The 23,347-nt window shown below is 36.4% G+C and carries 24 protein-coding genes and 1 tRNA gene; 9 read left to right on the plus strand and 16 right to left on the minus strand.

The window, feature by feature from the left end; translation table 11 throughout:
• Window positions 1-66: 66 nt before the first annotated feature.
• Window positions 67-1,080, minus strand: a complete 1,014-nt coding sequence (gene lipA / locus HX124_RS01535) for a lipoyl synthase (protein ID WP_286376209.1) — start codon at window positions 1,078-1,080, stop codon at window positions 67-69.
• 255 nt (window positions 1,081-1,335) lie between these two features.
• Here lipA and sthA point away from each other — a divergent pair, with 255 nt between their 5' ends.
• Both sthA and HX124_RS01545 read left to right on the plus strand, forming a co-directional pair.
• Window positions 1,336-2,751, plus strand: coding sequence for a Si-specific NAD(P)(+) transhydrogenase (gene sthA, locus HX124_RS01540; RefSeq protein WP_107009572.1), 1,416 nt, complete (start codon window positions 1,336-1,338; stop codon window positions 2,749-2,751).
• 121 nt (window positions 2,752-2,872) lie between these two features.
• Window positions 2,873-3,970: an AAA family ATPase gene (locus tag HX124_RS01545; RefSeq protein WP_286381739.1), complete on the plus strand. Its 1,098-nt coding sequence runs from the start codon at window positions 2,873-2,875 to the stop codon at window positions 3,968-3,970.
• A gap of 72 nt (window positions 3,971-4,042) precedes the next feature.
• Here HX124_RS01545 and HX124_RS01550 read toward each other — a convergent pair whose 3' ends face one another.
• From HX124_RS01550 to map, 3 genes are all read right to left on the minus strand, one after another.
• The gene (locus HX124_RS01550) at window positions 4,043-4,174 is read right to left on the minus strand and encodes a hypothetical protein (protein ID WP_286381740.1); all 132 of its coding nucleotides are present in this window, start codon (window positions 4,172-4,174) and stop codon (window positions 4,043-4,045) included.
• Window positions 4,167-5,393: an MFS transporter gene (locus HX124_RS01555; RefSeq protein WP_107009570.1), complete on the minus strand. Its 1,227-nt coding sequence runs from the start codon at window positions 5,391-5,393 to the stop codon at window positions 4,167-4,169. Before HX124_RS01555 ends, HX124_RS01550 begins: the two co-directional genes overlap by 8 nt.
• Before the next feature lie 334 nt (window positions 5,394-5,727).
• Window positions 5,728-6,555, minus strand: coding sequence for a type I methionyl aminopeptidase (map, locus tag HX124_RS01560; RefSeq protein WP_286381741.1), 828 nt, complete (start codon window positions 6,553-6,555; stop codon window positions 5,728-5,730).
• Window positions 6,556-6,773: 218 nt separating this feature from the next.
• Between map and rpsB the strand changes: the two genes are divergently transcribed.
• Entirely contained in the window at window positions 6,774-7,526 is a 753-nt protein-coding gene (gene rpsB, locus HX124_RS01565; RefSeq protein WP_107009568.1) for a 30S ribosomal protein S2, read from the plus strand.
• Between the two features lie 142 nt (window positions 7,527-7,668).
• Window positions 7,669-8,547 carry a translation elongation factor Ts gene (gene tsf, locus HX124_RS01570; protein ID WP_286376206.1) on the plus strand — a complete coding sequence of 293 codons (879 nt, stop codon included), beginning with the start codon at window positions 7,669-7,671 and terminating at the stop codon, window positions 8,545-8,547.
• 58 nt (window positions 8,548-8,605) lie between these two features.
• Here tsf and HX124_RS01575 read toward each other — a convergent pair whose 3' ends face one another.
• Window positions 8,606-9,211, minus strand: coding sequence for a hypothetical protein (locus HX124_RS01575; RefSeq protein ID WP_286381742.1), 606 nt, complete (start codon window positions 9,209-9,211; stop codon window positions 8,606-8,608).
• Window positions 9,212-9,280: 69 nt separating this feature from the next.
• On the opposite strand from HX124_RS01575, the gene HX124_RS01580 reads away from it, so the two are divergent.
• Entirely contained in the window at window positions 9,281-9,829 is a 549-nt protein-coding gene (locus HX124_RS01580; protein ID WP_286381743.1) for a DUF3465 domain-containing protein, read from the plus strand.
• 246 nt (window positions 9,830-10,075) lie between these two features.
• Here HX124_RS01580 and HX124_RS01585 read toward each other — a convergent pair whose 3' ends face one another.
• The 9 genes from HX124_RS01585 to HX124_RS01625 all read right to left on the minus strand — a co-directional run bounded on the left by HX124_RS01585 (window position 10,076) and on the right by HX124_RS01625 (window position 18,350).
• A complete protein-coding gene (locus tag HX124_RS01585) occupies window positions 10,076-10,522 on the minus strand; it encodes an Mpo1 family 2-hydroxy fatty acid dioxygenase (protein WP_107009564.1) in 447 nt (148 codons plus the stop codon).
• A 253-nt stretch (window positions 10,523-10,775) separates the two neighbouring features.
• Complete coding sequence (locus HX124_RS01590; RefSeq protein WP_286381744.1) at window positions 10,776-11,387, minus strand: septal ring lytic transglycosylase RlpA family protein; 612 nt, start codon at window positions 11,385-11,387, stop codon at window positions 10,776-10,778.
• 283 nt (window positions 11,388-11,670) lie between these two features.
• Window positions 11,671-12,636, minus strand: a complete 966-nt coding sequence (gene mltB / locus HX124_RS01595) for a lytic murein transglycosylase B (protein WP_373431838.1) — start codon at window positions 12,634-12,636, stop codon at window positions 11,671-11,673.
• A 70-nt stretch (window positions 12,637-12,706) separates the two neighbouring features.
• The gene (rodA, locus tag HX124_RS01600; protein WP_286376203.1) at window positions 12,707-13,849 is read right to left on the minus strand and encodes a rod shape-determining protein RodA; all 1,143 of its coding nucleotides are present in this window, start codon (window positions 13,847-13,849) and stop codon (window positions 12,707-12,709) included.
• A 229-nt stretch (window positions 13,850-14,078) separates the two neighbouring features.
• Complete coding sequence (locus HX124_RS01605) at window positions 14,079-14,927, minus strand: metal-dependent hydrolase (protein WP_107009560.1); 849 nt, start codon at window positions 14,925-14,927, stop codon at window positions 14,079-14,081.
• A gap of 219 nt (window positions 14,928-15,146) precedes the next feature.
• Window positions 15,147-15,797 carry a hypothetical protein gene (locus HX124_RS01610; protein WP_107009559.1) on the minus strand — a complete coding sequence of 217 codons (651 nt, stop codon included), beginning with the start codon at window positions 15,795-15,797 and terminating at the stop codon, window positions 15,147-15,149.
• Between the two features lie 23 nt (window positions 15,798-15,820).
• Window positions 15,821-16,645 carry an NADPH-dependent 7-cyano-7-deazaguanine reductase QueF gene (gene queF, locus HX124_RS01615; protein WP_286381745.1) on the minus strand — a complete coding sequence of 275 codons (825 nt, stop codon included), beginning with the start codon at window positions 16,643-16,645 and terminating at the stop codon, window positions 15,821-15,823.
• Window positions 16,645-17,418: an ABC transporter permease gene (locus HX124_RS01620; protein WP_107009557.1), complete on the minus strand. Its 774-nt coding sequence runs from the start codon at window positions 17,416-17,418 to the stop codon at window positions 16,645-16,647. The genes queF and HX124_RS01620 overlap by 1 nt, the downstream gene beginning before the upstream one ends.
• Window positions 17,415-18,350, minus strand: a complete 936-nt coding sequence (locus tag HX124_RS01625; protein WP_286376199.1) for an ABC transporter ATP-binding protein — start codon at window positions 18,348-18,350, stop codon at window positions 17,415-17,417. Before HX124_RS01625 ends, HX124_RS01620 begins: the two co-directional genes overlap by 4 nt.
• Before the next feature lie 187 nt (window positions 18,351-18,537).
• On the opposite strand from HX124_RS01625, the gene HX124_RS01630 reads away from it, so the two are divergent.
• Window positions 18,538-18,610: transfer RNA gene (locus HX124_RS01630), tRNA-Arg, on the plus strand.
• A gap of 458 nt (window positions 18,611-19,068) precedes the next feature.
• Here the strand turns inward: HX124_RS01630 and HX124_RS01635 are convergent.
• Both HX124_RS01635 and HX124_RS01640 read right to left on the minus strand, forming a co-directional pair.
• Entirely contained in the window at window positions 19,069-19,422 is a 354-nt protein-coding gene (locus HX124_RS01635) for a hypothetical protein (protein ID WP_286381746.1), read from the minus strand.
• 256 nt (window positions 19,423-19,678) lie between these two features.
• Window positions 19,679-20,380, minus strand: coding sequence for a 3'-5' exonuclease (locus tag HX124_RS01640; protein ID WP_286381747.1), 702 nt, complete (start codon window positions 20,378-20,380; stop codon window positions 19,679-19,681).
• Between the two features lie 715 nt (window positions 20,381-21,095).
• Here HX124_RS01640 and glyA point away from each other — a divergent pair.
• The 3 genes from glyA (at window position 21,096) to HX124_RS01655 (ending at window position 23,346) form a co-directional block, all read left to right on the plus strand.
• The gene (gene glyA / locus HX124_RS01645; RefSeq protein ID WP_107007848.1) at window positions 21,096-22,349 is read left to right on the plus strand and encodes a serine hydroxymethyltransferase; all 1,254 of its coding nucleotides are present in this window, start codon (window positions 21,096-21,098) and stop codon (window positions 22,347-22,349) included.
• A 165-nt stretch (window positions 22,350-22,514) separates the two neighbouring features.
• Entirely contained in the window at window positions 22,515-22,919 is a 405-nt protein-coding gene (gene rnk / locus HX124_RS01650) for a nucleoside diphosphate kinase regulator (protein ID WP_107007847.1), read from the plus strand.
• 154 nt (window positions 22,920-23,073) lie between these two features.
• The gene (locus tag HX124_RS01655; RefSeq protein ID WP_286381748.1) at window positions 23,074-23,346 is read left to right on the plus strand and encodes a hypothetical protein; all 273 of its coding nucleotides are present in this window, start codon (window positions 23,074-23,076) and stop codon (window positions 23,344-23,346) included.
• Window position 23,347 lies beyond the last annotated feature (1 nt).

Below are 23,347 nucleotides of genomic sequence, written 5' to 3' on the forward strand. Positions count from 1 at the left end.
GATATTTTATTATAAAAAAAGCCAATCATTTATGATTGGCTTTTTGTTTTGAGGCTTTATATGAGCTTAAGCTTCAATGGCTTGAACAGCAATTTTTTTGGCAGGATCAGTTTTACGACGCACTGCTGGAACAGGTTCGCCATAATATTGACGGTCTGCAAAATAGCTTGAACGCACCATAGGCGCAGCCCAAATATTTCTAAAACCAAGCTTTTGACCATGTGCAGTATAGCGCTCAAATTCTTCAGGCGTTACAAAACGGTCAATTGGCGCGTGTTCTTTGGATGGCTGTAAATATTGACCAATGGTGACATAGTCAACACCATGCGCATGTAAGTCATCAAGTAATGCAATCACTTCTTCTTCAGTTTCACCAATACCCACCATCAAACCACATTTGGTTGGTACATCTGGGCAGTATTCTTTAAACATTTTTAATAAATTTAAAGAATGTTGATAATCTGAACCTGGACGCATCGCTTTATATAAACGCGGTACAGTTTCAATATTGTGATTGAATACATCAGGTGGGCATTCAGTCATAATACGTAAAGCGACATCCATACGACCGCGGAAGTCTGGCACTAAAATTTCGAGTAAAGTTTTAGGGCTTAAAGATCGAGCTTCTTTAATACAATCAACAAAATGTTGTGCACCACCATCGAGTAAATCATCACGGTCTACAGAAGTAATAACAGCGTATTTTAGACCTAGATTTGCAATCGTTTCAGCCATATGGCGTGGTTCATCAGCGTCAAGTGCATTTGGACGACCATGTGCTACATCGCAGAATGGACAACGACGTGTACAAATATCACCCATAATCATAAAGGTTGCAGTACCACCACCGAAACATTCAGGTAGATTTGGGCAAGCGGCTTCTTCACAAACGGTATGTAGTTTTTGTGCACGCAATGTTGTTTTGATGCGTTGAACTTCATCAGGCGCAGCCATTTTCACTCGAATCCAATCAGGCTTTCGAGGTGTTTCAACCGTTGGTATAACTTTTACAGGAATACGAGCAACCTTTTCTGCACCACGTAATTTTACACCCTGTTCTGGTTTACGGTTTTCTGACATATTCAACTTTTCCACTGTTTTTGACGAGGAGATCTGACACGTTAACTGAACATTCATTTAAGGAATGTATATAAGTTGTCATTCAAACTGATTTTTACATTATAACGGAAATGCGAAATGATGGGGTAAAAACACTATTCATTTACTAAATGTGCTCATCACAGAATATATGCTAGGTAAATACAGCAAAACAACCAACTTTAAGTCATAATATGCAACAAGACGAGTGTACCAATAAAGTATGAGGAGCTTTGAATGCCACGTAAAAAAGAACTGGTGAGCGGGAATTTTTCAAAATATGATGCAGTTGTACTCGGTTCTGGTCCTGCGGGTGAAGGCGCGGCAATGAAGCTTGCAAAATCAGGTAAGCGTGTTGCAATCATAGATGTACGTGAACAGCTTGGTGGTAATTGTACACATGTCGGTACTATTCCAAGTAAAGCATTGCGTCAAACAGTATCTAGTATTATTCGTTACCAACGTGATCCATTGTTTAAAAAAGTCGGAGATTGGAAACAATTTACGATGAAACAAGTATTACGTAACGCACATAAAGTGATTCAGCAACAAGTTGATACGCATTCACGTTTCTATGATCGTAACAATATTGATGTGTTCCATGGTCGTGCATATATTCAAGATAAAAATACAGTCTTAATTTTTAATGAAGACGGTGTTAAAGAGAGCCTAATTTGTCAGCAAATTGTTGTGGCAACAGGCAGTCGACCATACCGTCCACAAGGTTTAGATTTTAATCATCCACGTGTATTTGATTCAGATAAAATTTTAGACCTAGATTATACCATTCATAAAATTATCATTTATGGTGCAGGTGTAATTGGTTGTGAATATGCATCCATTTTCATTGGTTTAGATCATAAAGTTGATTTGATCAATACCCAGCATCAGCTTTTAAGTTATCTAGATGATGAAATTGCGGATGCCTTGTCTTATCACTTACGTGAGCAAGGTGTATTGATTCGTCATAATGAACAAATTGATCATCTTGAAACCTTTGATGACCATGTTGTACTACATTTACAAAGTGGTAAGAAAATCAAAGCTGATGCTATTTTGTGGTGTAATGGTCGTTCAGGAAATACAGATGGTTTAGGTTTGGAAAATGTGGGTATTCATCCTAATGGTCGTGGTCAAATCGCTGTAAATGAGCAATATCAAACTGAAGTAGAAAATATCTATGCGGCAGGTGATGTTGTCGGTTGGCCTTCGCTGGCTTCGGCTGCGTATGACCAAGGGCGCTGTGCTGGTGCGAACATGAGCGGTGAAGAAAATGTTAAACCTGTAACGGATATTCCAACAGGGATTTACACCATTCCAGAAATTTCTTTCTTTGGTAAAACTGAAAGTCAGTTGACTGCTGAAAAAATTCCATATGAAGTGGGACAAGCATCATTCCGCCATTTGGCTCGTGCACAAATTACGGGTGATACGGTCGGCGAGCTTAAAATTTTGTTCCATCGTGATACCTTAGAACTTTTAGGCGTGCATTGTTTTGGTAATAATGCGGCTGAAATTATTCACATTGGTCAGGCAGTGATGCAGAGTGGTAACAACACCATTAAGTATTTTGTTGAAACGACATTTAACTATCCAACGATGGCTGAAGCTTACCGTGTGGCAACCTTAAATGGTATGAATCGTTTATTCTAAAAGCGTCCGATCTTATCTAGATTAGATCAATGTGACTTTTAAACCCGTAAGTTTAGGCTTGCGGGTTTTTTATGGATTCTGTACAACCTTTATATTCAAAAAATAAAATCTGGAAAATGGCATGAGCATTCAATCTGTCACCATCAAAGGCTTTCGTTCAGTTCGGAATATCACTTTACCCCTGCAACAACTCAATATTATCAGTGGGGCGAATGGTTGCGGTAAATCCAATCTTTACAAGGCTGTGCGGTTATTGCATGAAGCAGCCAATGGACGTTTATCACAGGCGATTGCAGAAGAGGGTGGCATTCAAAAAGTGATGTGGGCAGGTGGGCATCGTGCAGGAGATCGAGCCAAAGACCCAAAGCGAATGATCTTGTCAGTAGAAATGCAACATTATGATTATCAAATGGAAATCGGTTTTCCTGAACCTCTAATCAGTTTGTTTGCATTAGATCCATTGGTCAAAAAAGAAAATCTTTGGCTGAGCGGTTATCAACGTCGGCGCATGAGTGAATTAATGGAGCGTGTTAATCAAGCCGCCTTTCTTAAAAATGTCGATGGTGAACGTGTCAGTTATCCAATGTTGTTAACGCAGGAAGATTCGTTGTTTGGACAATTGGCAGATCCACATTTATATCCTGAAATTTCACATATTCGTGAAACCATGAAAAATTGGCGTTTTTATCATGAATTTTCTGTCAGCTCATCTTCATCTATGCGTGTTCCTCAAGTGGGCATTCGCTCACCTGTTTTAAGCCATGATGGTGCAAACTTAGCTGCTGCTTTTGAAACTTTGCGCGAACGTGGGCAAACTGAAACGTTGTTGACTATTTTGCAAAAGGCATTTCCACATACGCAATTTTATGTTGAAGAATTGGGAGGGCGCTTTCAAATGATGATGAAAAAAGAAGGCGTTTTGCGACCTTTGGAAAGTGCTGAATTTTCAGATGGAACCTTAAGATTTTTATGTTTGGTGGTTGCCTTACTCAGCCCAAGACCGCCATATTTTATGGCGCTCAATGAGCCTGAAAATAGTTTACACCCTGATTTATTACCTACACTTGCAATGCTGATCGCAGAAGCGAGTCAATATACTCAGATTTTGGTCACCACACATTCTCCTGATTTAGCAAAAATGATTCAAACTTATCGTGAAGTCAATCATATTCAATTAGATCAAAAACAAGGTGAAACCGTCATTGTGGCAATATCTTGAAAAGCTTGATCAGTGCAATAGACTTCTGATTTGAACGATGCGCGCTTATCACATAAGAAACGTTTGTAAGGTTTAATGCGCGCAAAATGCCATATTGAAATATTCAAATAATTCAGGTGTATGACTCCATAGAATCGCAGCGAGTGTAAACAGAGCTACGACACCAAATACAATCGATATTTTAAGCCAGTCAAGATCAGTCATTCACTACCGCCTTTTCATTAACAAAAAAATGAACGATTACACCAAAAATACTCAAAGCAATAGAACCGATCCACATTAAATTATAATTTCCTGTGAGATCATGATTTAAACCACCGAGCCAGCCACCAAAAAATGAGCCGATTTGATGGGTAAAAAATACAATACCGCTCAGCATAGTGAGATATTTAATACCAAACATATTGGCAACAATTCCATTGGTTAATGGTACCGTAGATAACCATAAAATACCCATCACAATGCCAAAGGTATAAATAGTCCATGTGCTTAAAGGAATGACAAGGAAACTTACAATCGCAATACCTCGTAACCCATAGATACCCATGAGGAGATGAGGTTTAGAAAATTTATCTCCTAAATAACCTGCAGCATAAGTGCCAACAATATTAAATAGCCCGACTAAAGCGAGAAAAATAGTTCCACTCGAAGCATCAAAACCATGATCAACTAAGTAACCTGGTAAATGAATACCTAAAAATACCACCTGAAAACCACAAACTAAAAATCCAAGTGCCAAAAATAAAAAAGGTTTATGTGTAAATGCAATTTTTAAAATTTGTTTAAAACTTAAATTGGCTTGAGTGGACTGTGTAACGGCTTTTGGGGCAACATAAGCGGGCGCTTTGAGCATCCAAGCTAAAGGAACAACGAGAGCCACTAAAATGGCGCTGATGATTAAGGCTGCTGACCACCCCACACTTTTGATCATTAATAATGTTGTTGGCAACATGATAAATTGACCAAAAGAACCCGCAGCACTGGCAATCCCCATTGCCATACTACGTTTACTTGGATGCGCTGCTCGACCAACCGCAGAAAGCAACACTGAAAATGATGTTGCAGAGAGGGCAAGACCAATAATCAAACCTGCACTTAGGTTGAGCATCCAAGCTTGCGAACTGATCGACATTAACAATAAGCCAATGCAATACAAAACCCCACCAACAGCAACCACAATTTTACTGCCATATTTATCAGCTAAAGCCCCAGTAAATGGCTGCACTGCACCCCAAAGCAAATTTTGAGTTGCAATTGCTAGACTAAAAACTTGATGACTCCAGCCAAACTCATGGCTCATTGGTACTAAATACAAGCCAAAACCATGACGGATACCTAAAGATAGCGCTAAAATAAATGCACTACCAATCAGCATATAAATGAGGGATTTAGAAAATTGGGTATCATCTAAAGAGCGAGACATAATCAATCCATTGAATGTATACTTTTAGGATTGTATAGCAATAAAATCATCAAAACGACAGAATAAAAATTTACTTATTGATAAAATAAAGTGATAAGGTTTTATATAAAATTTTAACAATAACAAGGCTATATTGTAATGAAATTCAAACAGAAATAAAAAATGATTTATTTTTAAGCCTAATTTTTATTTTAACTATCATAATATTCCCCCTTCTTTTTTAGATAAACAGTCATACTGCTTAAGAAGGGGGGGGATTGGTCTAAGAACTGATAGATAACCTTTTATTTACTGAATAATAAAAACATTCAATAAACCAATAAATCATCAACACTTATTGACCAAAACGAGAAAGATCTTCTTCAGGGCGAGCTGTAAGTACTTCCACACCTGTTTTAGTAACCAATAATGTATGTTCATATTGAGCAGATAAGCTATGATCCTTAGTAACCACTGTCCATTTGTCGCCAAGCAGTTTGGTTTTCCAATCACCGCCATTGACCATAGGCTCAATCGTAAAGGTCATGCCTTCTTCTAAAATCATACCTGAGTTAGGTTGACCATAGTGTAATACTTGAGGCTCATCATGGAAAACAGTACCAATGCCATGACCGCAATATTCACGGACTACACCAAAACGTTCTGACTCTACATATTTTTGGATTGCTGCACCAATATCACCAATGGTTGAACCTGGTTTAACAGTTTCTATGCCTTTATACATTGCTTCTTGTGCAACTTTACATAAACGATCAGCAAGAATAGAGGTTTCGCCACCCACGATATACATCATATTGGTATCACCGTGATAGCCATCTTTAATCACAGTGACATCGATATTAAGAATATCGCCTTTTTTCAAAATTTTTGCTTCAGAAGGGATGCCATGACAAACCACATGGTTGACTGAAGTACAAATCACATGTTGAAAAGCGGGACGACCTGGTGCTGCACCATAGCCTAAGCAAGCAGGGATAGCATCTTGTTTATTAACAATATAATCATGGCAAATCGTGTCCAATTCAAGTGTGGAAACACCTGGTTTGATATGCGGTTTGATCATATCCAAAACTTCTGCCGCCAGTTTGCCCGCTATACGCATTTTCTCAATTTCTTCTGGGGTTTTGATTAATCGACGGGGAGCTTCGTAAGTACTGTTCATGATCTTTAAAAACTTTTGGAAATTTGTATGTGACTATGGTATAAATAGCCGCCCAATTTATCAAATGCTTTTCGTGAATTTCTCTTTGAGACTTCATTGAAGATTTTGATATTGGAAATTTAAAAATCCGCACATATGTCGACACATTCCTCTGGGTGCCCGTAAGGGTGGAGAATGCGGACATATGGAGGCTTAACCCAAACTTTAAGGTAAAGAAAATGGCAGATTACAACGTAAGTATGCGCGACCTTCTTCAAGCTGGCGCGCACTTTGGTCACCAAACTCGCTTCTGGAACCCAAAAATGCGTCAATACATTTTTGGTGCGCGTAACAAAATTCACATCATTAACCTTGAGCATACTGTTCCTGCGTTAAACGATGCTTTGAACTTTGTTAACAACCTAGCTAGCAAAAAGAACAAAGTATTATTCGTTGGTACTAAACGTGCTGCTTCTAACATCATCCGTGAACAAGCTCAACGCGCTGGTCAACCATATGTAGATCATCGCTGGTTAGGCGGTATGTTGACTAACTGGAAAACTCTTCGTCAGTCAATCAACCGTTTAAAAGATCTTCAAACTCAATCACAAGATGGTACTTTTGCTAAACTTACTAAACGTGAAGCTTTAGAACGTACTCGTGAAATGGAAAAACTTGAACGTGGTCTTGGCGGTGTTAAGAACATGGGTGGTTTACCTGACGCATTGTTCATCATTGACGTTGACCACGAAGCGATTGCAATTAAAGAAGCTAAGAACCTTGGTATTCCTGTAATCGGTATCGTTGATACAAACTCTAACCCAGATAACGTAGATTTCGTTATTCCTGGTAACGATGATGCGATCCGTGCTGTAACGCTTTATGCTTCTGCTATGGCTGATGCGATTATTGCTGGTAAAGAATACGCTCAAACTCAAGCAAATGCACAAGCTAAAGGCGAAGAAGCTGCTAAAGAAGCTCCTGAGGCTTAATGCGTTTTTGACGCAGGCTTGTCATTTTTGCGACATGTAATGGTGGCAAATTAAGCGTCGAAACAGCAAAACGGCCCAGATTTCATGTTTGGGCCGTTTTTGTTAACAGAATTCAATTTTCTACCGTATTTAGGAGAACAACATGACTGCAGTTACTGCGAGCATGGTAAAAGAATTACGTGACCGTACTGGTCTTGCAATGATGGAATGCAAAAAAGCATTAACAGAAGCAGACGGTGACATCGAGTTAGCGATTGATAACCTTCGTAAATCTGGTCAAGCAAAAGCAGCTAAAAAAGCGGGTAACATTGCTGCTGATGGCGCAATCACAATTGCTCAAGAAGGCAACAAAGCACTTCTTTTAGAAGTAAACTGCCAAACTGACTTCGTTGCAAAAGATGAAAACTTTGCTGGTTTCTCTGCAAAAGTTGCTGCTGCTGCTTTAGCTGCAAACGAAACTGATGCTGCGAAAATTGCTGAATTGAAACTTGAAGATGGTGCGACTGTTGAAGAAGCACGTATCGCACTTGTTCAAAAAATCGGTGAGAACATCCAAGTTCGTCGTGCAACAATTGTTGAAGGCGAAAACCTTGCAGTTTACAAACACGGTTTAAAAATCGGTGTTGTTGTAGCTTACACAGGTGATGCTGAAACTGGTAAAGGTATTGCAATGCACGTTGCTGCGTTCAACCCAGTTGCTGTAAATGCTGAAGGCGTATCTGCTGATCTTATCGCTAAAGAGAAAGAAATTGCAGAAGCAAAAGCGATTGAATCTGGTAAACCAGCAAATATCGTTGAAAAAATGGTTACTGGTTCAGTTGAAAAATACTTGAACGAAGTTGTTCTTGAGCGTCAAATGTACGTGATTGACAATGAGAAAAAAGTTGCTGACGTATTGAAAGCAACAGGTACTACAGTAGCTCAATTTGTTCGCTTCCAAGTAGGTGAAGGTATTGAGAAAAAAGCAGAAATGAGCTTCGCTGACGAAGTTGCTGCTGCTCAAGCTGCTGCTGCACAATAATTTTACTATTTCAGTAAAATGAAAAGACCCCTCATTATTGAGGGGTTTTTTTCAGCATTTATATTCGGTTTTCTAATAAAAATTCAAATGAATAATCTTGCTGATGTGTATGGTGGTAAAGTGTGACATCGCTATTGTCATAGATCATTTTGAGTATTTTTTCTAATTTGGATAAAGCTTCAAAAGTTGCCTGACTTAAAATAAAATCAATATTTTCACCATGTTCTATCACAATAACGCTTAAGTTATGTTGAAGAATATCTGATGTAATATTATCGATTGCAAGCACATATTGTTCTTCAAAACTCAGCTCATCATCGTCAAAAAATGAAGCATCATATTCTAATTTATTCAAGTCAATTAATGTATGATCAGTCTGATCTTCAAACTGTTCAATATAGGAAAATATGTCTTTTAAAATATTTGAAACATTATATCCTGATGATTTTACTATAGTTAATGCTTTAAAATGTTGTTCTAAAAGCCAACTGAAATTTGAAAATTCACAGCTTGCAATGATTTTCTGAGAACATTCGTAATTAGTTTTCCAATCCATCAGCCATATATTGCTATTGTCTTTAGTATTGATTTCAGGAAAATCTTGAATCCCCAGTTCAGGAAAAATTTCTATAAATACGTTTCTTAATTGTTCTTGTTCAGACATTTGGCTTTCTCGTTGTTAGAAAAATTTATATAATTTAAGCAACTAATGTTTAGCATAGAATGAATACCGATGGCAAATAAGACCAACCTAAGCATAGGTGCAATTATTGTTATACTTGTCGCTGCTTATTTAGGTATAGATTTAAAACAAGAAAAAAGTCTTGAACAAGTTGATCAATCATTCACTACTACAACATCTTCAGATGTAGAAAATATTGAAAATTCAACAGAACAAAAGCAAATCATTCAACCAAAAAACTCCTCACTAAATCATCAGAATCAGCAAGGTTTAGATACTATTCGTCAAGCTTATGAGACTAAATTGAGTAATATACAAGTTCAGTCTTCGGGCAAAGTTAAGGCAATATTAAAAGATGATCGTGAAGGTTCACGTCATCAAAAATTTATTTTAGCGTTAGAAAATGGTCTGACCGTGTTAGTGGCACATAATATTGATTTAGCACCTAGGCTAGAAAATTTACAGAAGGGTGATTTGGTGGAGTTTTTTGGTGAATATGAATATAGCGAGCAAGGAGGTGTGATTCATTGGACACATCATGATCCAAATCGGCATCATGAAGATGGTTGGCTAAAACATAATGGTCAAATTTCTCGTTAATCTGTAAATGAAGTAACAGCTTGCTAGATATAATGAGCGTTTAAAAAAGAATAAAATATTTGAGTAAAAATGTAACTTTTTATCTTGTTTTGATCTTAAATCAATATAATTTTCTCAGCATATTTTAGAGCGTAAAACAGAAATAATAAATTTGAGTAAATGTAATTTTTGATATCTTTTGACTCGTTTTATATCAGAAAATAAGGGTTAAATTTAACAGTGAAATTTAACCCTTATTTATTTGCGCTAAAATGCGAGTTTTTGGCGCGATTTCCATTTTGGTAGTACTTTTCCTAGGTAGGCATCCATGCACCATACAGGACCAATCAGGAGGAATTGTAGATCTTTGAAGAAAGAAGGTTTTTTACCTTCAATTTTGTGACCATAAAATTGCCCAATCCAAGCAATAATAAAGACACCAATATAAAAACCAACACCGACGGGAAGGAAATAAATGACCCAAGCCATTACTGCAATCAGAGCAGTCATCGCAACCGCAAGAACAAGATCAAGGCGAGTATAAAATACTAAGGTTAATACAATCACTAAAGCAGTAAGCAAAGCACTAAAGTGTGCCAAAATCCCAAGAATTGAAAATAAAATTGCAGGAACACATGCCCAGTGGATGACTTTATTGGTTGGATTCTGATGGCTTTCGCTATATTCATCGAACCATTCAGTTATAGATTTCATATTGCACTCCGTGCGCTAGATTTATTTCATTTATTGTTTAAGCACTTTTGGCAAATATAAACGAGAAATTAATAATGGTCAAAGACTAAATATTGAGAGTTTTGAGATTTTAAGCCAATGTATTTTAAAAAGTAGTTTTATTAATAATTTAAAGTGAGTAATAAAAGATGAAAGATAAAGTGAATATTAAAATCCCATTGAATTAAAAAAGCCACGTTTAAAGTGGCTTTTCACGTTAAATGGGAGCTAAATTTTAAGAGTTAGGACCGTCTACACGTTCAATATTCACGCTAGCAGTGCCTGAGTTGGTAATGCCAAGACGTTTTGCTGCACCATAAGATAAATCAAGTACACGGTTGCCATGGAATGGACCACGATCATTGACTTTGACCACAACGCTTTTGCCATTATTTTTATTTGTTACACGAATGTAGCAATTCAGTGGCAGGCTGCGATGAGCTGCGGTAAGTTCATTCATATCAAATGTTTCGCCACTCGCTGTTTTACGACCGTGGAATTGACGACCATACCAAGAGGCAACACCTGTTTGGCTGAACTTACGTACAGTATTTGATGCAACAGCATTTAATTTATCAATGACTGAAGGCTCATTGTCTTGCACTTGAACTTTTGCAGCAAGGGTGTCATGGCGGATTTTATCGCTTGAACGTTCAGTAATTGACAAACTGTTTAGGTTTGAAAAGTGTGAATTAAAGTTAGTTGAGTCTTTGTTTACAACACGTGAAGCAAGACTTGAACTATCTGAATCGTTGTTTAAGTATGACGACTGTACCATTTCTGAGTTGACTTGCGTCATACTCAAGCCCATGGTCAGGGCGATCATATATTTTAGTGAAGCATGCATTGTTTAACTCCTGGGAACCTAAAACCAAATTTTCAAAACGTGAAAATTCATCATTCAGGTCTGTAAATTTACTTTTGCAACCACATTTAACGGTAGGGGATAATATTCATGCAGTAACGAATGTGTCTAGTAATATTTGATGATTAGTTACAAAAAGGACAAAAACTTACAGAATCAGTATAAAAAATAACCGTAATTGTAACTAATCATTTAAAAAGATTAAATAGTAATCATTTTTGATGAGAAAAATCTTGACTTATTTAATCGGGAGGAAAAATAAGTTTTAACGACTCACAATTTCAGTCCCTAAAAGCCAGAGTGCAGTGGCATACATTCTGCTTTTGTTATAGGTGGTAATTACTTGAAAGTTCGGGTAAGTGATGTAGTAAGTCGGTCCATAACTTTCTTGTAATTGAATGACATTTACCATATCTAAATCATCAATTTTAACAATTGGATTGAGAGCACTAATTCCTTGATTTTTAAGTACGCCAAAGGGGGTTGGTTGTGTTAAATCTTTGGCGATGACAGCATCAGGATTATTACCTGTATATCGTGCTTGAAAAGCAATTGGTTGATTACGTTGCCAACCTTTTTGTGCTAAATAATTTGCAATCGAACCTATCGCATCTACAGCCGAGTTTCTCAAATCGACATGACCATTGCCATCATAATCCACACCATATAATGGAATATTACTTGGCATAAATTGTGGGTAGCCTACAGCCCCAGCATAAGAACCTACAATTGAATTTGTAGGTACACCGTCTTTATATGACCATGCGATCAGCGCCGAAAGTTCATCTTGGAAATATTGTGCTCGGCGTTCATAACCGAAACCTAAAGTTGCTAAAGCATCACGTGTAACGAAAGAGCCTTTATTTGCACCATAACCTGTTTCAACCCCTAAAATACCCAAGATAATCGCTTGAGGAACACCATATTGTTGTTCTGCTCGATTTAGCGTATCTGCGTATTGATTTTTAAAGCGTACACCACGCTGAATTGTACCTTCTGCTAAAAAGTTAGTTTTGTATTGATACCAAGGCTTACTTTCACCAGGGCGATTCATAATATTAATAATATTAGGTAAATTGCGAGAGCCATTCATTGCCCAATCCACTTGATCGCTGCTTAGCCCATATGTTTGCATTGTTTTTAGTTTGAAATTGTTATATTGCGGATCATTCGCAAAATCATTTGCTTGGCAAAAACTGGTAATAGACAGTGCCACAGCACAAAAACCCATGTTTCTTACTTTTTGAAAAAGCCTAAAATTTAACATAAAGTATATTTTCCTAATTTTCTATGGGGGTAAATTAGCGATGCGTATGAATGGACATCACAATACCAAAAGTTGCCATTAATGTAATAATTGCAGTACCGCCATAACTCATAAATGGTAATGGCACGCCGACTACAGGTAAAATACCACTGACCATGCCTGCATTTACAAATACATACACAAAAAATGACAAAGCAAAGGCGCCTGCAACCAATCGTCCAAAATTATGAAAGCATTGCAAACTGATTTGGAAGGTTCTGAAGATAATTGCAAAATAAATTAAAATCAAAATAATGATACCAATCAGACCAAATTCTTCAGAAAATGCAGCAATAATGAAGTCTGTATGACCTTCTGGTAAAAAATGTAGATGAGATTGTGTGCCTTCAAGAAAGCCTTTACCTGTAAATCCACCTGAACCAATGGCTGTTTTTGATTGAATAATATTCCAACCTGTACCTAAAGCATCGGCTTCAGGATTCAGCAAAGTCATGACACGTTGACGTTGGTAATCATGGAGTAAAAATTGCCATGCAACAGGAAGTATAACGGCAGCCGCTGCAAATGCGGCAGTAATCATTTTCCAAGATAATCCACTTAAAAATAAAACAAAAATTCCACTGGCTAAAATCAGTAAGGATGTACCTAAATCAGGTTGTTCTGCAATCAGTAAAAATGGAACACCAATTAAAACCAGAGAGAGCAAAACATGACCAAAGCGAGGAGGAAGTGGTTGACGTGTTAAAAACCAAGCCACCATAAGTGGCATAGCAATTTTCATAAATTCACTGGGTTGTACACTGCCAACTCCAGGAATTGCGATCCAGCGTTGAGCACCCATTCGAATTTCACCAAAAATAACCACAGCAACCAAACACAGCACAGCAAATAGATAAAAGTAGGGTGCAAAGGCTTGATATACTTTTGGTGGGATTTGTGCGAGTCCAAACATAATCAGACAGCCAATTCCAAAACTCATTGCTTGTTTTGAAACCAAACCCAAATCTTGTGCTGAAGCACTATATAAAACCACAAGCCCGAGTATTGCATTGAGAATTAAAAATAAGCTCAGCCAAGGATCGATATGTAAGCGTTGCCAACGCGAAATACTGGAGCGTGTACTTAAGCCATCACGAGGTGATTGGCGTAAAAATTTGTATTGTGAATTTGGTGACATGGCAAATGAGCGTGTGGGGAAATAGCTTTTGTGAATGCTATCACAATAAGACTTGAAGGCAATCTATGGGCTGATCTATTCATATTAAGTTTAAAAATACAGCAAAGTTTAAAAATTCAAAAATAATAATAGGATGTCACTCCATTTTAGACAAAGAGAATTTTTTCATGAATAAGATCACTTTGAGTTGTTTCTTAAGCTTTGAGAAAATGATTTGACTCAATACCAATTAACTTGGATTTAAAAGTTGTCGTCCTTGTTCAAGTAATTCTTGTTGATCTAATTGTTCAGGATGGAAGTCTGCGCGATAAAAAGCAAAATATTCAGGACTTAAACGTAGCATCATTAAACCTAATCCATAAAGTGCTTTGATGTTTTTAAAGAGCTGTTGTGGTGAATATAAGCTATTTTTGCGATCTTGCCAGAGTAAGTCTGCGGTCATAAACGTGGTGCTGCTAATAAAACCAATCGTGATGGTGCGCATACTTCTACGTCGTTGTGGTAAATGGTTAAAAATCGTTTGATAGACTTCAAATGCAACATGTTTATGTTCAATTTCCTCAATAGCATGCCAGAGCCATAGTTGTTTCATGTTTGGTGAAAGACCTTTAAACATAAACTCAGGATATTTCAACATATAACCTGCCATGAGTGCAGTAAAATGCTCCAAAGCCACAGTTGCAGCAAGTTGCCGACGCTGAGTTAAGGTTCTCAAACGTTTCATTTCTTTTTCAAAAGCAGCATTGTAGTGCATCAAATTATAATGTGGCGATTGTACTGCTTGATTAAACTGTTCATGCGCTTGAGCATGATGCGCTTCTTGACCAATAAAACCCGAAATATCAGCTTGCAGGCGAGGGTTTTCAATTTGATCTCTCACATTGCGTACAGTTTCTACAAAAAAACGTTCACCTTGTGGGAAAGTGATCGATAAGGCAGTGAGAAAATGCGAAATTAAAGTTGCATGAGTGTAGTGGCGTTCAGTGTATTGCGCATCAAAACGTGTTTTACGTATTGAAATAGTAGATTGTAAATGTCGTTGATATTGCTTGGCATTTTTTGAAAGATTTTTCAACATGGCTTTACCTATCTTTTTGTTTTGTGAAAAGGTGAGTAAGAGTGCGGCTTTTATTAATGTGCCAGAGTGGATTGATGAAACATTGGCTTTAAATTTTTTTATATCTTTAATTGGGTGAATGAAACAGCTTTATATTAAATGCTGAGATTTAGACGCAATAAAATAAGAGATAAAAAATGCCCTTTTTAAAAGAGCATTTTATATGACAACAACAAATGATTAAGAGAAGAACAACGAATCGTGATATTCAGCAACAGCTTTAAGCTCTTCACGACTTAGATTTGGAATCAGTTTATTGATCGCAATATGCACTGCTTTAGTCACAGCAGCAGCACCGATATCAGATGCTTTACGTTTAATCATGCCTAAATCTAAAGTTTTATTAAAATCAATCATAAAATGACGAATTGCAGCATCAGCAAACTGTTTATATAGTTCAGCTAGAGCTTCTTTATCAATTTTATTTCCTGCTTTAATTTCAGCAAAATTATATTTAAGGCTTGTAACTAAATTTGCATCTAAAGTTGTTCCTACACGATTTTCACCTGTTGGATCTTTAAATAAACTACGTTCAGAAAACTCTACAGATTGGCGCACAACATTATTGTCTGCTTTGCTGAGAAGTTGCTTTAGTAGCACAGCAACAGTTGATTTTACATAACCCGCTAACTTTTCAGCTGTATCGCGTTTTTCACTTGCTGGAAAACGCTGCACAAGTTGAACCAATAAAGCATCAATAATTTCATCATTAATTAAAAGTGCTGTTTGGTCACGTAATGGGTACAGTGGTTCATTAGAATTTTTTTTCTCAATACCAGTCTGGATGTTCTTTAAAAGCTCATCTGATGGTACAAAACCAAAAAAGGGCATTGTTAAAACCTCAATGTTTTGTCTTATTGTCTCGCCAATCGAATAGGGCTTGGCATCCATGATTCATCTGATACACGACAAGGGTTAATGTCTAAACCACCACGGCGCGTATATGTTGCATAGACCATCAGCTTTTCTGGCTGTAAATTTTGCCAAAGATCTGCAAAAACTTGCTCCACGCATTGCTCATGGAAGCCATTATGCTGACGATAAGAGATAATATAAGCTAAAATGCTGCGATAACAAGGTTTTTTACCTTGATATCGAATAAAAATCGTGCCCCAGTCAGGTTGACCTGTCACAGGGCAATTGCTTCTTAATAAATGTGAATATAATTGAATTTCAACATTTTTTTCAGCATCATTGACTGTTTTATCAAAAGCCAAAAGACGTGCATCAGGGTGATTGACTAGGCAGTCAGGTTGTTGGTCATCAATACAAATCCCTTCAGGTTTTGAAATTTCTAAATCATCAACATGAAATAAAGTCAGCGTTACTTCGGCTTGAGCAGCGTGCGACAAATCCTTTTCAGCTCTTTGAATAAATGCTTCTTTAGACTCAAATTGAGTAAAGTTCATGCTATTAAAATAGAGCTTTAATGATTTGGATTCGAGTAAAAACTCAGATGAAGCAGGTAAAGTCATGCGACCAATTGCAACTTGAGGAATCCCTTGAAGATTTAACCAAGAGATTTCAAAAATATGCCACCAGTCCTTTCCTTTATATATACCTTCTACATGTTTGTAATTTTCACGTGCTTGAGTACGTGAAATTGGAAATAAAATATCAGGCTGATAGGTGGTTGGGTAATCGGTATCTTTACCCAAAAGAGATTGTTCAACAGTCATTATTCACGCATTCCTGAACCACGAGAAAGTAAATAGTAAGCGACTCCATAAAGTACAGCACAAAATAATGTCACTACAATTAAGGATAAGGTCACATTAACATCACTATGACCTAAAATACCATAACGGAAAGCATTGACCATATATACAATCGGGTTCACTAAAGAGAGATTTTGCCAAAAAGGGCTTAAAGCACTAATTGAGTAAAATACACCACCTAAATAAGTAAGTGGAGTTAATACAAAGGTTGGAATGATTGAAATATCATCAAATGATTTTGCATAGACAGCATTAATAAAGCCGCCCAAAGAAAACAATAAAGAAGTAATAATAACGGTATAGATTGTCACAAAAATATTATGAATCGCTAAGTCAGTGAAAAACAGACTCATTAATGTCACAATCGTTCCGACTAAGATGCCACGACATACGCCACCAATCACATAACCACAAAGTACTAAATGCAGTGGAACAGGACTCATAATGAGTTCTTCAATACTTTTTTGAAATTTTGCACTAAAAAAACTTGAAGAAACGTTAGCATAGCTATTTGTAATCACTGCCATCATGACCAGACCTGGCACGATGAATTGCATATAACTAAAACCACCCATTTGCCCAATACGTGAACCAACTAAATTTCCAAAAATCACGAAGTACAAACTCATTGTGATTGCAGGGGGTAATAAGGTTTGAGGCCAAATCCGCATAAAACGGCGGATTTCTTTATGTACAAGGGTAAAAAGCGCAATTTTAAGTTGGGTAAAATTCATTGCGCATCTCCTTCTAGATTTTTTTCGACCATTTTCACAAAGAGTTCTTCTAAGCGATTTGATTTGTTACGCATACTGCGCACACGAATGCCTTGTGCTTCTAAAAGTTGAAATAAATCATTGAGTGAATGTGCTTTATCCATGGTTACTTCTAAGGTCATTGGATCAATGAGGTTAAATGTCAAACCAAAGATTTCAATATGAAAAGGTTCAATTGGATGTTCTAAATCAAAAATAAAAGATTCTTCATTGAGTTGACTGAGAAAAGCTTTCATGGAAGTGTCTTCTTTAATCACGCCACGATCAATAATCGCAATTTGACGACACAACATTTCAGCTTCTTCTAAGTAATGCGTGGTTAGAATAATTGCTGTGCCTTTCTCATTCATTTCAGTCAGAAAATCCCACATTGAACGGCGTAGTTCAATATCTACACCTGCGGTAGGCTCATCTAAAATTAATAATTTAGGTTCATGCATCATAGCGCGAGCAATCATTAAGCGACGTTTCATACCGCCTGAAAGCATACGAGCTTGGACGTCACGCTTTTCCCAAAGCCCTAATTTTTCTAAATATTCTTCTGCACGTTGTTCAGCAAGTTTTTTAGGAATCCCGTAATAGCCTGCTTGCGTGACTAAAATATCAAAAGTTTTCTCAAAATGCCCAAAGTTAAATTCTTGTGGAACAATACCTAAACACTGTTTTGCTTTGGATGGATGTGTATCTAAATCATGCCCAAAAATTTCTACACGACCTGAAGTTTTACGTGTAAGTGAACTGATGATCCCAATCGTTGTTGATTTTCCTGCACCATTTGGACCCAAAAGAGCATAAAACTCACCTTCAGGAACAGTTAAATTGATCCCTTTAAGTGCTTGAAAGCCATTTCGATAAGTTTTAGATAAATCTCTTAACGTCAATGCATCAGCCATGAAATTCTCACGTGAATGTAGGAGCGTATATTGTGAGCGAACTTGATAAATAAACCAAGTGTAATGCTAGGAATAGTGCGTTGCTGATATAGAACGTTGGATAAAGCTTGAGCAGCAAAGTGTGCGAATGCACGATATATGCTTTACCTAAGTTAAATTTTTGATATGATGTGCGCACTTCTTTTAAGCGCCCATAGCTTAACAGGATAGAGTACGGGTTTCCGAAGCCTGTGGAGTGAGTTCGAGTCTCGCTGGGCGCACTATATTTTTATTTCATTTTTAGTCTATATCTTATTGTTTTTCTATTAAATATTATTTTTTTGAATGTTTACATTTCATCGTTTTAATCTTTTATAAAATGAAATTTCATCGTGTTTATTTACAATAAGCTAAAAATAGTCAATATAAGTTATAGCTCGTATTTTAAACAGACAATATTTTATAGCTGAAAAATGATGATTACAATGAGAATTTCTTTATGAACTTGTGCTGAAATGTTAAGCAATATTGCTCTGTTTGGTTTCTTCATTTATATTTAAATCATAGTAGATCGTTAAGATGCTACAAAATAGTTGGACAGATCAATGACAGCTTATTGAATTTGCAACAGATGTTCAGATGAGAAATAAGCACTAGCTTTCCAACCTAAAGAGCTCACAGAAATGTGAGCTTTTTCATGTTTAAAAACAATATAAAACAAAGTTAATTTGAACTTAAATCACTCTGAAAAATAAGATAATTCAACATCATATCGTTTAAATTCATGAATGAGTTGTTTGATGAAGTTTAATGTAAGTGATGAATTAAAATCACTGCTTATAATTTTTGCTTGGGTATTTTCGGTGTATTCTAATTGAATCATTTGCCAATCTAAAGAATTTTGCATTTGTTGCAGATATAGACTGCGTAATTGTAAATGATCTGAAATTTGAGAAGGAATCACATGTGTGATTGCAAGTTGAATAGGCATACATTCAGTAATATCACGAAAAGTAATGACCCAATTGCCAATTTTATTCAGTTGCATTGGATTATCACAAGCTGAAAAACGTAAAAAATGTATTTGATTCATATGGTATATCCCCTTGAATCAAAAAAGTTATACATGTTCAGCAGTAAAATGTAGATGCAGCTAAAGTGCTGAAATAATGAGTTAAAATATATTTTTGAATGTTTTTGTTTTTAAGTTGTTGAATTATTGAGTTAAATAAAAAATGACTTAGCGTTAAAAACGCTAAATCAACATAAAAATACAATTATTTAGGGGCTATTTTAGTTATCAAAATGACATATAGCATGCCATTCTGATTTACATTAAGGTAAAGTTTTTAAAGGGTAATCATTGCACTATTTTCCAGTGCTTTACGTAAATAAGGGTCAAGGTCATCTTGTTTGAGTAACCATTTCGTATAATCAGGTGGTAAGTCAGCAATTGCTGTACCGCGATGTTTACCAAAATTGATACTACGAGGAATACGTGCATCTTCAGACGCTGCAAATAATTCTTCAATATTTTGAATTTTAAGATGATGAATAATATGCATTAAAATATTTGCAGTTAAAATAATATCAGCATCTGCACGATGAGCGCCTTTTAACATGGTACGTGCTTTTTCACTGCCTTTACTGATCTGATAAATCAATGCTGAAATATTATGTGCTTCGGCATCAGGCCAAACTAGGCGAGCAAGAGCAAGTGTACAAATCGCTTTAATATGAGATGTATCTACACCGCATTGCTGAATAGCACGAATATCATAGTCAATATTATGACCAATCATATAGATCGTATCTGTAGGAAGTTTAAATGTAGAAAAATCGGGTTGACCTACTAAGTCAGATTCTAAAATATGATGAACAGCCATAGAGGCATAAGAAATTTTTTCCTCACCAATACTATAAAGTTGATCAAAAATTTGTTCACGATCTAAACTTAATTTTCCTTGATCAAGTTGGATCGGTGCATAAGCAATTTCAATGGGCAAGCCATTTAAGGTATGTGTTTCTGTATCAAGAATAATAGCTTGCATGACATATTCCAAAAGAATCAGGAGAATATCCCTACTTTAGCACTGGATTTTTCGTTGTTACAAATATTATTGATCAATTTAATGGATATTTATTATTTTAAATGATTGAGTAAAATGATCATCACCATATCAAAGTAAGCGTAAAATATAGCCTAAGTATTCTTTTTGGTAGTGTTTTAAAATTATGCTGATGACATTTGATATTAAATTCTCATTCAATCTATAAAAGTAAACTTAACGGAGTGATGCTATCGCAGGCGACATGGATGTCGCCGTTGGGTAAGGGTGATAGGGACATCCCCTTTAGCCAATAAAGGATTTTTGTTACCTTGCGGAATATATTCCTCATCCTTAAAAAGCAAGGCATTGCCTACGCAAATGAGTTTGAATTTTGCAATATAAATGGGGATAGTACAAAATATATTTTACTGATTTATTCAATGGACAAATCAGCAAACATTTTAGAACACTACCAAATTGTTTATCAAAAAATAAACACAGTAAAGCGTTTGTTTTCTTTATTTTAAGCATTAAAAACAGTTTACTTTGAATCCAATAAGTTAATTTGACCCTTATATAAGATATTTGTTTCAATCAGACGATATTTTTATGACAAACTGAGCAAAGTTCATTCTCTTTATTTAAAAACTTCATGCTACAATATGCGCCAATCTTAGCACGGCTTAAAAGCCCTACATTTCATAGGACCTCGCTAATGTTTGCCAATATCTCTATTGCTGAATTTGACCCAGAATTAGCTCAAGCTATCTCGAACGAAGATGTGCGTCAAGAAGCTCATATTGAGCTAATCGCTTCTGAAAACTATTGCTCACCAGCAGTTATGGAAGCTCAAGGTTCAAAGCTCACTAACAAATATGCAGAAGGCTACCCAGGCAAACGCTACTATGGCGGTTGTGAATATGTAGACGTGATTGAACAATTGGCAATTGATCGTGCTAAAGAATTATTTGGCGCTGACTATGCTAACGTTCAACCACATGCAGGTTCTCAAGCGAACTCAGCAGTTTACTTAGCGCTTCTTAATCCTGGTGATACAGTATTAGGTATGAGCTTAGCGCATGGTGGTCACTTGACACATGGTGCGAAAGTAAGCTTCTCTGGTAAAACGTATAATGCAATTCAATACGGTTTAAACCCAGAAACTGGTGAAATCGATTATGAAGAAGTTGAGCGTTTAGCTGTAGAACATAAACCACGTATGATTGTGGCTGGTTTCTCTGCTTATAGCCAAATCGTTGATTGGCAGCGTTTCCGTGAAATCGCAGATAAAGTAGGTGCTTACCTTTTTGTCGATATGGCTCACGTTGCTGGTTTAGTTGCTGCGGGTGTTTACCCAAGCCCAGTACAAATTGCTGACGTAACAACAACGACGACACATAAAACTTTACGTGGTCCACGTTCTGGTTTAATCCTTGCGAAAGCAAATGAAGAAATCGAGAAAAAATTACAATCAGCAGTATTCCCTGGTAACCAAGGTGGTCCATTGGTTCATGCTGTTGCAGCTAAAGCAATCTGCTTTAAAGAAGCAATGTTGCCAGAATATAAAGAATATCAAAAACAAGTTGTAGTTAATGCTAAAGCAATGGCTGAAGTGTTGATTGCACGTGGTTATGATGTTGTATCTGGTGGTACTGAAAACCATTTATTCTTATTATCTTTGATTAAACAAGATATTACAGGTAAAGAAGCTGATGCTTGGTTAGGTGCAGCTCACATTACTGTGAACAAAAACTCTGTACCAAATGATCCACGTTCACCATTTGTGACTTCTGGTATCCGTATTGGTACACCAGCAGTGACGACTCGTGGTTTTGGCGAAGCTGAAGTACGTGATCTTGCAGGTTGGATTGCAGACATTCTTGATGCAAAAGGTGATGAAGCTGTTATCAATACCGTGAAAGCGAAAGTTGAAGCGGTATGTGCTAAATTCCCAGTTTACGCAAAATAAGTTTCGACTTGAGAAAAGCCCCTCAAAGGGGCTTTTTTTATAGCTTTAAAAAATCCAGTATTATTCAATTGCTCAATTTTCTGATATAACTTGATGAAGAGATTTTGAATATTTTTTGTTTTTATTGCTTTTAAAATAGCATCTAAATTAAAGGAAATTAGCTAGATGGCTCAGCCTAATATTATTATTTCAGAACAAGACTTACATCGTTTAGAAACGATGTTAGAGAATCAGGCTAAATTGACTCCAACTATGGAACATTTAGAAGAAGAACTGGCTCGTGCTGAAGTTGTTACTCCACAAGATATTCCAACGAACATTGTAACGATGAATGCAAAAGTATTAATCACCATTGCTCCTGCAAAAGAAGCAACGGAAATTACGTTGGTCTATCCACATGACTTTCGTGGTGAAAAAGGGCAAGTCAATGTTGTTGCTCCAATTGGTGCTGCGATTTTAGGTTTAGCTGAGGGACAAGAAATTGAATGGCCACAGCCCGATGGTCATACGATGAAGGTAAAAATTGAAAAAGTGATTTATCAACCTGAGCGTGAAGGTGACTTCTTATAAGTTTTAAAGCCATCATTTGATGGCTTTGTTTTTAATAGATCATCTAAAAATAAAATGATAAAAATCATAAATTAGTGAATAAAATAACATTTGATTATTTTTGTGATGTTTCATATAAATCTTTCTCTATATAATATTTAAAAGAGAGGGATTTATGAAAAAAATATTATTTTTAATGGGGTTGCTTTTAACATTTTCTGTGAATGCTAAACAAAATAATGAAAGTGTAGAAGCGATTAAACAGAAAATTATTCAACAATCAATTGAGGCTTATTCTGGTAATTGTCCTTGCCCATATAACACAGCATCAAATGGAAGTCGTTGTGGTAAACGGAGTGCTTATCATCGAGCGGGTGGATATGCGCCATTATGTTATCCAGAAGATGTCACCACTAAAATGATACAAGCTTATAAAGCTAGAAAATAAA

It is taken from the genome of Acinetobacter sp. 226-1, assembly GCF_030329325.1.
In the GTDB taxonomy this organism is placed as follows: Bacteria; Pseudomonadota; Gammaproteobacteria; order Pseudomonadales; family Moraxellaceae; genus Acinetobacter; species Acinetobacter sichuanensis.